This window comes from Eikenella sp. NML070372 (assembly GCF_001648415.1).
In the GTDB taxonomy this organism is placed as follows: Bacteria; Pseudomonadota; Gammaproteobacteria; order Burkholderiales; family Neisseriaceae; genus Eikenella; species Eikenella exigua.
The window spans coordinates 1-1,441 of the sequence record NZ_LXSN01000011.1 but is presented as its reverse complement, the minus strand read 5'-3'; the positions used below and the strand labels follow the sequence as shown (position 1 = coordinate 1,441).

Here is a 1,441-nt window from a genome sequence, read left to right as displayed (position 1 = left end):
CGCCATCTTTCGATGATCGCCATCGGCGGCAGCATCGGCACCGGCCTGTTTATGGCCAGCGGCAGCGCCATCCATATGGCAGGCCCGGGCGGCGCATTGGTGGCTTATGCCGCCATCGGCCTGATGGTGTATTTCCTGATGACTTCATTGGGCGAAATGGCCACTTATCTGCCGGTGTCCGGCTCGTTTTCCACTTATGCCGCCAAGTTTGTCGATCCCTCGCTGGGTTATGCCCTAGGCTGGAATTATTGGTTTAGCTGGGTCATCACAGTGGCAGTAGACATTTCCATTGCCGCGCTGGTAATCACGTATTGGGAGCCGATGCGCTTTATGCCGCCTTGGGGCTGGAGCCTGCTGTTTTTCGGGCTGATTGTGCTGTTGAATATGTTGTCGGTAGAAGCTTTCGGCGAATCGGAATATTGGTTTTCGCTGGTTAAGGTGGTTACGGTTGTCGTCTTCCTCGGCGTGGGCATGCTGACGATTTTCGGTATTCTCGGCGGCGACTATGTGGGTCTGGCTAACTTTACCGTGGGCGACGCGCCGTTTTTAGGCGACGGTTTTCCAGGTAGCTTCTTAACCATGTTGGGCGTATTCCTGATTGCCGGCTTTTCGTTTCAGGGCACTGAGCTGATCGGCATCACCGCCGGTGAATCGGAAAACCCGAAAGAGAGCATCCCGAAAGCCGTGAAACAGGTGTTTTGGCGCATCCTGATTTTCTATATCGTGTCAATTTTTGTGATCGGCCTGCTGATTCCCTACACCAGCCCGGAATTGCTGGGCGCGGAAAATGTGTCTGAGATTGCCAAATCGCCGTTTACGCTGGTGTTTGAACGCGCTGGCTTAGCCATGGCGGCAGCGGTGATGAACGCGGTGATCCTCACGTCCATCCTCTCCGCCGGCAATTCCGGCATGTATGCCTCGGTGCGCATGTTGTATGCCATGGGCAAAAGCGGCATGGCGTACAAGAGCTTCCGCAAGGTAAACCGCTTCGGCGTGCCGGTACGTTCGGTGCTGGCCACGGCAGCGGTGGTGCTGCTGCTGTTTTTAATCGAAATTTTCAACGACCACGCCTATGAATATATTCTGGCCGCTTCAAGCTTAACCGGCTTCATCTCTTGGCTGGGCATCGCCATCAGCCACTACCGTTTCCGCCGCGCCTACATTGCCCAGGGTTTTGATTTGAAAGACTTGGATTACCGCGCCAAATGGTTTCCCTTCGGCCCGCTGATCGCGCTGGTGTTGTGCGTGTTGGTGATTCTGGGTCAGGACACCGAGCTGGTGATGAGCGGCGAAATCGATTGGCAACGGATTGTGGTGACCTATATGGGCCTGCCCATATTCTTCGGTTTCTACCTCTACCACAAACTGCGCTACCGCACCCGGGTGATTCCGCTTGAGGAAGTGGATTTGGGCGACGAGGAAGAGGACGAAGACGAATAAG

The 1,441-nt window shown here is 55.1% G+C and carries 1 protein-coding gene; it reads left to right on the top strand.

The genetic code is table 11. The features are described 5' to 3' along the window. The first annotated feature begins 12 nt into the window (after window positions 1-12). Entirely contained in the window at window positions 13-1,440 is a 1,428-nt protein-coding gene (locus A7P97_RS09340) for an amino acid permease (RefSeq protein ID WP_067529178.1), read from the top strand. Window position 1,441 lies beyond the last annotated feature (1 nt).

Bases quoted from the DNA above. Each gene is read 5' to 3' on its own strand.
- A7P97_RS09340 (WP_067529178.1), top strand. From the start codon at position 13: ATGATCGCCATCGGCGGCAGCATCGGCACCGGCCTGTTTATGGCCAGC.